6 protein-coding genes are annotated in these 7,789 nt (G+C 31.3%); all 6 read right to left on the reverse strand.

Going from position 1 to position 7,789, the window contains the following annotated elements; genetic code table 11:
* Positions 1–24: 24 nt before the first annotated feature.
* Positions 25–1,683 (reverse strand): response regulator, encoded by a 1,659-nt coding sequence (locus QWY78_RS10145; RefSeq protein ID WP_290219459.1) that lies wholly within the window; start codon positions 1,681–1,683, stop codon positions 25–27.
* On the reverse strand, positions 1,655–2,386 hold the full coding sequence (locus tag QWY78_RS10150) for a hypothetical protein (RefSeq protein ID WP_290219461.1): 732 nt from the start codon (positions 2,384–2,386) through the stop codon (positions 1,655–1,657). Before QWY78_RS10150 ends, QWY78_RS10145 begins: the two co-directional genes overlap by 29 nt.
* Positions 2,387–2,388: 2 nt before the next feature.
* Entirely contained in the window at positions 2,389–3,531 is a 1,143-nt protein-coding gene (locus QWY78_RS10155; protein WP_290219463.1) for a hypothetical protein, read from the reverse strand.
* A 5-nt stretch (positions 3,532–3,536) separates the two neighbouring features.
* Positions 3,537–4,796, reverse strand: coding sequence for a reverse transcriptase domain-containing protein (locus QWY78_RS10160; protein ID WP_290219465.1), 1,260 nt, complete (start codon positions 4,794–4,796; stop codon positions 3,537–3,539).
* A gap of 389 nt (positions 4,797–5,185) precedes the next feature.
* Positions 5,186–6,175, reverse strand: coding sequence for a helix-turn-helix transcriptional regulator (locus QWY78_RS10165; protein WP_290219467.1), 990 nt, complete (start codon positions 6,173–6,175; stop codon positions 5,186–5,188).
* Between the two features lie 109 nt (positions 6,176–6,284).
* Entirely contained in the window at positions 6,285–7,709 is a 1,425-nt protein-coding gene (locus QWY78_RS10170) for a type I restriction enzyme endonuclease domain-containing protein (RefSeq protein WP_290219469.1), read from the reverse strand.
* Positions 7,710–7,789 lie beyond the last annotated feature (80 nt).

The following is a 7,789-nucleotide window of genomic DNA, read 5'->3' on the forward strand; positions in this document are numbered from 1 at the left end:
ATAATTTACTGAACACATACATTATTAAACATTTCTAATTTCACCTAGAAATTTTAGAATTTGTATCAAATCACGTTTATTCGCGAAGCCTTTCGCTCCTTCATGTGCAATATCATTTCGTAACTTATTTAATTTCCCTAACTCTTTTAAAACTGCCTCATCTTTTTGGAGTAGTATTTTAAATAGGCACGAAACTTTAAATAAGGCTGTAGGTTTTATCGCTTTCGACTGAATCGATTTTCCAAATGAGAAGAAATCTCCGTTTCGGTGGTCTCGTTCAAATGTCATCAACCACTCAGGTTGTTCACTATCAGATTTATCAATTGTAACTACTCCATCAAAAGTATCTTGCCAACTATCAACGAAATAAATTTTATTTGCAATACTTTCAATAGATTGAAATAAGATTAAGAAACCAAAATCTAAATTATTGTTTTCCAATTGTTCCCAAGCGATATTCATGGCGGTATTCGATTCAGTAATAAAATTTCTAACAGTATTATTCGTTTTACTTTGAGCGCTTTCCCATTCAGTATAAATTTCTCTTAAGTAACCCCTTTCAAAGCATTTATCTACAATTTCTTTAAAATCCTTGTAGTTTTGTTTTGATATTACATTTGAAAAATTATATTCTGGAGATTCTTTCATATAATAACCGTCTGCTCCTTCATCCAATAAGGCTTTTAAATTCCATACTTTATTTGAAGCAGTGAAAACGACAATTTGGTTTCCTTTGTTTAGGTTTTTAATATATTTCAAGACCGTCATTCCAGAAAAATAGTCAGTATTTAAATTCTCATCTTCATCTAAACCATTTAATCTTAAATCAATAAGGTATAAATCAAATTTCTGCATTTCAATGATACGTTTACTTGCTTCGGAAAGCCCATCATAACCGCTCACCTTTTCATTTATAACTACGAAGTCTTCCGGTAGTATTGCTACAAATATTTTCCTCAACACCGTTTCCCACCCTTTAGAGGCTTCATCATCTATAAGTAAAATTCTTCTAGGCTTATTAATGTTTCCCAAAATTTTTAAAGTGGGCGTTAACAACCTTTTATTATCCTCTATAACACTCGGTGAAGAAGGTTTCAGTTTATCAATATTGTTAAATGCTGCTACATATTTAAAATAGAGTTTTTTAGTAAATTCGGAGTCTTCTGACAAAGCATTCGTATTTGATGCTTTATCCATTGCATAAGCTCCCCATATGTTTGCTAAAGAATGTCTACCGACTGTTTCATCTGGTTGAATGTGAATAATTTTCAAAAATTTGGTTAAGTACTCGTTTTCATTCAAGCCATTTAAATGCTCAACCTCTATTTTATTGGATTCTAAATCAAATTCGGAAAACACAACTCCTTTGGTAGCAAGTATTTGGCTGTATATCTCTGTCTGAAGCAGTATAGAAGTTAAAGAAAGCGTACTTAAATACAAAATTGGAACAAGAACGCTCTCTCTTATATTTTCAATACTTAAACGAATATGATAGCCAATTTTAAGAGATAGAAGAGGATCTTTTTCAATTTCGATCACGACTTTACCTATGTCATTACTACGAAATAAATCTATAACCCAATTATGGATTTGAATATCATTTGGTAGTTTGGGGATTTCTACGAAAGTTTCGCCCAATTGTTCCAAATGTCTGCTATTTCCAAGAATGTATGTTTTTCCCATATCTAATAAAACTTTCTGTTATCTGGTTTATTTTTTTTTTAAAATCCTGGATTTTCATAGGATGATCTTCTATTTCATTCAAAATATCATTGATATCATATTTTGGTAGAGCAAGTCCCACAAAGGACTTAAAACTATATATTGTTTTTGATAAATCGCCAAGTTTTAAAAGTTCCGAGTTTTCTTTCAGTTCAATGGAATTAAGAATATCAATAGCAAGTTTTGATATTTCCTTACTTTCAAAATTCTTTCCCCAAGCAATAATTCTCAATTCAACGTTTCCTGTAATCTTATAGTACTGCAAAAAATCAAAAAGATTTTCATAATGTACATTTTTACTAATAGAACTGATGAAATTTGGATTACTTTTAAAATCAAAAACAGTCTCTACCATTGAATTACTGAATAACACTAACGGAATTTTTTCCCCTTCCTCAGATATTAATTCCTTGATTTTAATGACATTATTTTTGGAACCAGACAAAAAGCCTTTCTTCTTATCGTAATCCTCTGTGGTGGTATGTAAAAGAATACAGTCTGCGTTATCCAAAAATTTCAGATGGGAAATATCGGTTAAACTATTTCCTATTTCAAGCCGTTCTACTGATGTTAAAATCTCTTCAAATTCACCATCCTCTATGTACGTTAAATTATAGTTTTTTTTACGCTGATTATTTTGATTATCATCAATTAAATAAATCATTTTTATTTATAATAAAAAGTTAAAATGTGAGTAAATCCATCTGGTTCGAAATTAATATTTTCAGATATTTGAGTGTGCTTTTCTTTAAGAATATTAATCCTCATAGGAATATTTTCAATTTTTGTTTCAATTGACCAATCGCAATATCCATTTAGTTTTTCTTTTATCTTACCCATATTCCCCTTTTCCTGCCACTCCTTTATTAAAAGATTTAATTCTTGTATAGGAAAAGAATTATGATGTGTAATATATATCCTTCTTAAAAAATATTCAGCACTAGTTGATCTTCCATACTTGATTGTTATTTTATTTTTGTCTATTGTATCTGAACGCTTTTTTATTTCTTCAAAGATTATTTTAAATGCATCTATCAAAAATCTAACATGAGAATAAAAATCTGCTTTTTTCAAGTCAATTCTTTCAATCTTATAATTAGCGAGTTTATCTTCAAAAATATTTTCAAGAGAAACATTAATTATCTTTTCAAGATTTGGAGCTTCAACTCTTGTAATTCTCTTAAAATCATTTACTATCTTTTCGTATTTCTCATTACGAATAGGATGCAAGTGATTATCTTTTGACCATGTCCTTAATTCTTTACTTGCCCATCCTATCGCTATTGGCATGTCTTTTTTATAATTTTCTGATATTGAAGTCCACTCTGTTTGTTTACTGTTAAAAGCAAATTGTTTTACAATACTCCATAGGCTTTGTGGAATATTTAGATCATTATTAGTTTTCTGATTAAAAACATTATTTGCAGATATAAGAAACTTATCAATATCGAACTCTGAGTTTTCATCGAAATCATGGGTAAGATATTTTAGTCCATCACGTTGATTAAACAATGACATAAAGTCTGCAACATCCTTGGGATTTGCTTTTTCAGAATTTGAAGAAGCAGAATCAGTTTTAAAATTTTTATTCTTCATTTCTGTAAAATCGTTCTCAATTTTACTAACATTTTTATTGATCACAATAATACTTTCCTCATTTTTAATTACTCGCTCCTCCAACAATCCGCCAGCTTCTTTATCTTTTCTAATCTCAGCAGATGTAAGTAGTAAAACCCGCTCTTTTTGAGCAGGTGTCAATTTTTTATTTCCTAGTAATTCCTGAATAAAATCGTACTTATCTTTCGCCATAGGATTTATAATTGTGCAATTATATTACTGATATAATCAACTTTTGGATATTTATTGTTTCTTGAATAAAATTTCGACATCGCTTCATCAATACCACTCTTTTCCCACGTATCCAATATGGCATCGGTTGATTTTTTTCTCAGTGAAAGTTTTTCTAGTCTAGCTTTAAGGCCTAAATATGTAGAATCATCTTCCCCCTTAATCATCTTTAAATAATTAAGTTTGCCTTCAATCACATTCTCCATAAAAAGCGGAGTTTTCCCAAGATTCTTAATATGTCCCTTGTCTTTTATATAACCATTTAAAAACAGAACAAAAGCTTTCTCTGTGCCAAATCTCTCCCAGAAACTTAACCATAGGCGAATCCGTTTTACATAAGTTTTCGTCACATTCGAAAATTCATTAACAGTAATACCAGTAACTTCCTGACGTACACCAGATTTTTGTACTCTTACCTTATCTTGGTTGATTGTAAAATACTGGTCAGTAACAATTCGATCTAATTCCTTTCGGAAATCTCCTTCCTCTTGATATACATTTTGCATAGAGCTGAACGTAATATCATCTGCATAACGACTATATTTAACACCAAATCTTTTCGCTAGTCCTGTCAACCTACGGTCAAGCCTTTCACAAATAATATTTGTAAGCATAGGAGATAAAGGAGAGCCTTGAGGTAAAACACGTTTTACGGTCTTTTGAATTTTGCCATCTACAACTCTTTCAACAATTGCGTTTTCACAGGCTAACCAAGCAATATAATTTCCTAATTCCTCTCTTCCATTTTCTTTATTAAAATTAAAAGGTGGTAAACTTAGTCTGTTCAATATCCTTCCTATTTCAATGCTAGGGAAAAAATCTTTCAGATCGACATTAAATACGTAATTATTGCCACAATGTAAATTAGCATTATCTACCACAGACTTGCCTTCAACAAACCCATAAGCTGCAGAATGTGGTGTGAATACTGTTTGGAACATCAAATTAATACATTGTAAAAGTACTTTTAAGTTTTGTTCGGGTGCATGAATAGTTCTCATCCCTCCACTCTTCTTTTTGATTTCAAAAGAATGGTATCTGTTTTTTGAATTGGGATGGGCTAATGTCTTTATTAAATATTCATCAATCCGACTTCGATCTTTAAATTCAGGATACAAAATTCTCTGACAAATATCAATAAGCATACAGAACTCTCTTAAATCTTTCATTGACGTGAAAAACTCCTTTATAAATTCTTTGTCCTCAATTGATATATTTTTTTCCATTTCTATTTTTATGTAAAAAGTTCAAAAGCCTGTTTTATGTTTTCTTTATTTATTCAATTGCTAAAATAAGTGAGGGTACATCTGAGACTACATTACTAAAATAATAACAACTATTATAATTAAAATAATATAGATCTATCATCATATAAACTAAATTAATTTACATAAGGAACCTTCATCATCCCCAGCTTTCACCGGGAATACCTACAAAAAACAGTAGGCGAAATCAAAATCTTAAAAACAGGCTTTTCAAAGAACTTCTTTTATTTTCTGGTGCAAATCTACCTTTCAACTGTGCAAAGGATATGCATCCAAAACTCTATTTTATGTTAGACGCACATTTCATTGTCATAGTACAAAGTAAATTCTTTAGATGCATGGTAATTGCATCAATAATTTTTTGCTGAATGATTAATTCTATCTTGTATTATTTTCTTCAACTCTTGCGGTTTTACCACTTTCATATTTTCTCCGAAAGAAAGAATTACACTTTCTAATTCATAGTTTAATTTTACATCTAGTGTCAAAATATTGTTTTTTAATTTTTGCGATCCATGAAGTGGTTTTGTCTGCACGTATGGAATTATATCTTCAGCCAATTCAATTTCGATATGTTCTACCTCTTTATCCATATAGTTTGTTACCCCTATAATGTCTTCAAAGTAATCATCAAAGAGTGTATCAGTCTCAATATATGTAATTTGTAGAGAGTTGATGGAAACTACCCTATCTAATGGATAAGTTTCTATTCTATGGTTGGCATGATGCCAAGCTAATAGATACCATCGGTTGTTATATTCTTTTAAATAATAAGGTGAAACCGTATAATTTTGTACTTGATCAAGAAAAAATGGTTTGTACTGGAGATCTAAGGTGTTTTTTTCAATGATATGATTATACAAAATATTGAGGAAATCTTTTCCATTCAAATATTCATTTTCTTCAAAAGCGATAATACTTGTACTGCTTAGTTTAAAATTTAGCGCAGATTCTAATTGCACTTGCATTTCATTTATCCATCCAAAGCCAGGAATACCCTTCATTCTAGACATCATTACTAACGCATCTTTGACAGAAAGTAATTCTGACGGGTTTAATTCTTTTTTGGTAATTGAAAATGTGGGATCAGAATATCGGTAGTAACCACTTTTACCTTCTTTGATTGTCTCAATCGGCGCATCATAACCAGCAGAACTTTTCATAAATGCAATGTCATATTGTATAGCTCTTTTCTCAATCGAAAAGTCATATCCATAATACTGCGAAAGTTTTTCAGAGCAGATCCTAACTAAATCGGTTAGAAAGAATTTTTTATACGGGTTAGAAAAACACTCATCAAGTGTTCGATATCTCAGCAACGCATTTTTAGTAACTGCCATCTAATAATTTTAAGAATGCAAATTAGTCATTTTTCCATGCAATACAATTGCACTTCAACTTTTATTTGCAAATCTTTATATAAACTCATTTTAATATTTTCTATATTAATTACCTATTCTTCTTAAAATTCTCTGCCTGCTCCAACACATTTTTATACACGTCGTCTTGTGTTATTGGTGGGTAACCAAATTGATGAAGTTTTACAATGATATCCATTTTTAACTGCGCTTTGATATCGTCTCTTTCACTCCAGTCCGGATATTTTGCAGCGTCATCTACAATGTGTTTTATTTCACGGGCTAATTCCAACATTTTCTCCTGGTCAAATTCAAAACCATACTGACGGCAGATGGCATCCAGAATGTCATAGAAGGCTTTTTCCTCATAATCAATTCCCAGATCTTCAAATGAGGCCATCTCCTTTCGCAGCTCTAAAATCAAATCTAAAATTTGTTCCGACGTATCGGTTTGAATTCCGTCATAATCTAAAATATCACGTTCACTTCGCTCATTGTAACGATTGATGATGCTTTGCAGACGGGCAGAAAACTCAATGCCCTTCATTTTATTTACTTTTTTAAAATCCGAAATAGTCTGTTTTAATAGTCGCTCCAGAATTTTAATTTTGGTATTTGGCAATTCCAGTTGGCTGATCTTTTCTAGAAACTTATCATTAAACAAATCAATTGCATTGGCTTTATTATCATCCAATTTGAAAATTTCTTCTACCCCTTCAGAAATAATGGCATCTTCTACCATCTTGCTTACTTTTTCATTCATCTGGGCAGTATCGGGAGCTTCGCCTTTGGTTAATTTCACGACAATGGATTTGATGGCAAAATAGAAATGGATCTCATCAATTTCCCTTTCTGTAAAATCATTTGCACCACATGCTAAATTGTAAGCACCTTTTAATTTCTTGGTTACTTCTACAAAAAAATGTTCTGATTTTTCAGTTTGCAAAACAAGTTCAGACGCTTTGTTCAGGCATTGCAACTGCTCCACAGGATTTCCCTCAAAATATTTTGAGGAATCGAATTGATAAAAAAACTGACGAAGCAAATCCAATTGATCTTTAATCAGAATAATGGCTTTATCAATATCTTCGAAATCATCGGCTGCACTGGAATTGAACATTCCTAAGGCATGATTCAAGTTCTTTTTAATTCCGATATAATCTACTACAAGACCTTTATCTTTCCCTTCATATTTTCGATTCACCCGAGAAATAGTCTGGATAAGATTATGAGTTTGCAATGGTTTGTCAATATAAATGGTATCTAAAAACGGTACATCGAAACCTGTGAGCCACATATCAACGACAATTGCTATTTTAAAGTTGGAATGAAGCTGTTTAAACTGAAAGTCTAAATCTTTTCGGCCTTCTTTATTTCCTAATAGATTCCACAAATCCTCGTCGTCGTCCTTATTACGGGTCATGACCATTTTGATGCGTTCGATAGGCACCACTTCCTTTTGTTCTTTTGAAGAAAGGTGATCAGGTGTTTTTGTAATCTCACCCATCTTAGGCACACTCAAAAGTAGAGTTTTTTGTTAATAATTTATTGTTGTCATTGTTAAAATTTTGTTGGAATGTGGGAAACTCGTTGGCC

The sequence above is a fragment of the Kaistella yonginensis genome, assembly GCF_030409525.1.
Classification (GTDB): Bacteria; Bacteroidota; Bacteroidia; order Flavobacteriales; family Weeksellaceae; genus Kaistella; species Kaistella yonginensis.

Coding starts and splice junctions, on each gene's coding strand:
- QWY78_RS10145 (WP_290219459.1), bottom strand. CDS start 1,683: ATGGGAAAAACATACATTCTTGGAAATAGCAGACATTTGGAACAATTG.
- QWY78_RS10150 (WP_290219461.1), bottom strand. CDS start 2,386: ATGATTTATTTAATTGATGATAATCAAAATAATCAGCGTAAAAAAAAC.
- QWY78_RS10155 (WP_290219463.1), bottom strand. CDS start 3,531: ATGGCGAAAGATAAGTACGATTTTATTCAGGAATTACTAGGAAATAAA.
- QWY78_RS10160 (WP_290219465.1), bottom strand. CDS start 4,796: ATGGAAAAAAATATATCAATTGAGGACAAAGAATTTATAAAGGAGTTT.
- QWY78_RS10165 (WP_290219467.1), bottom strand. CDS start 6,175: ATGGCAGTTACTAAAAATGCGTTGCTGAGATATCGAACACTTGATGAG.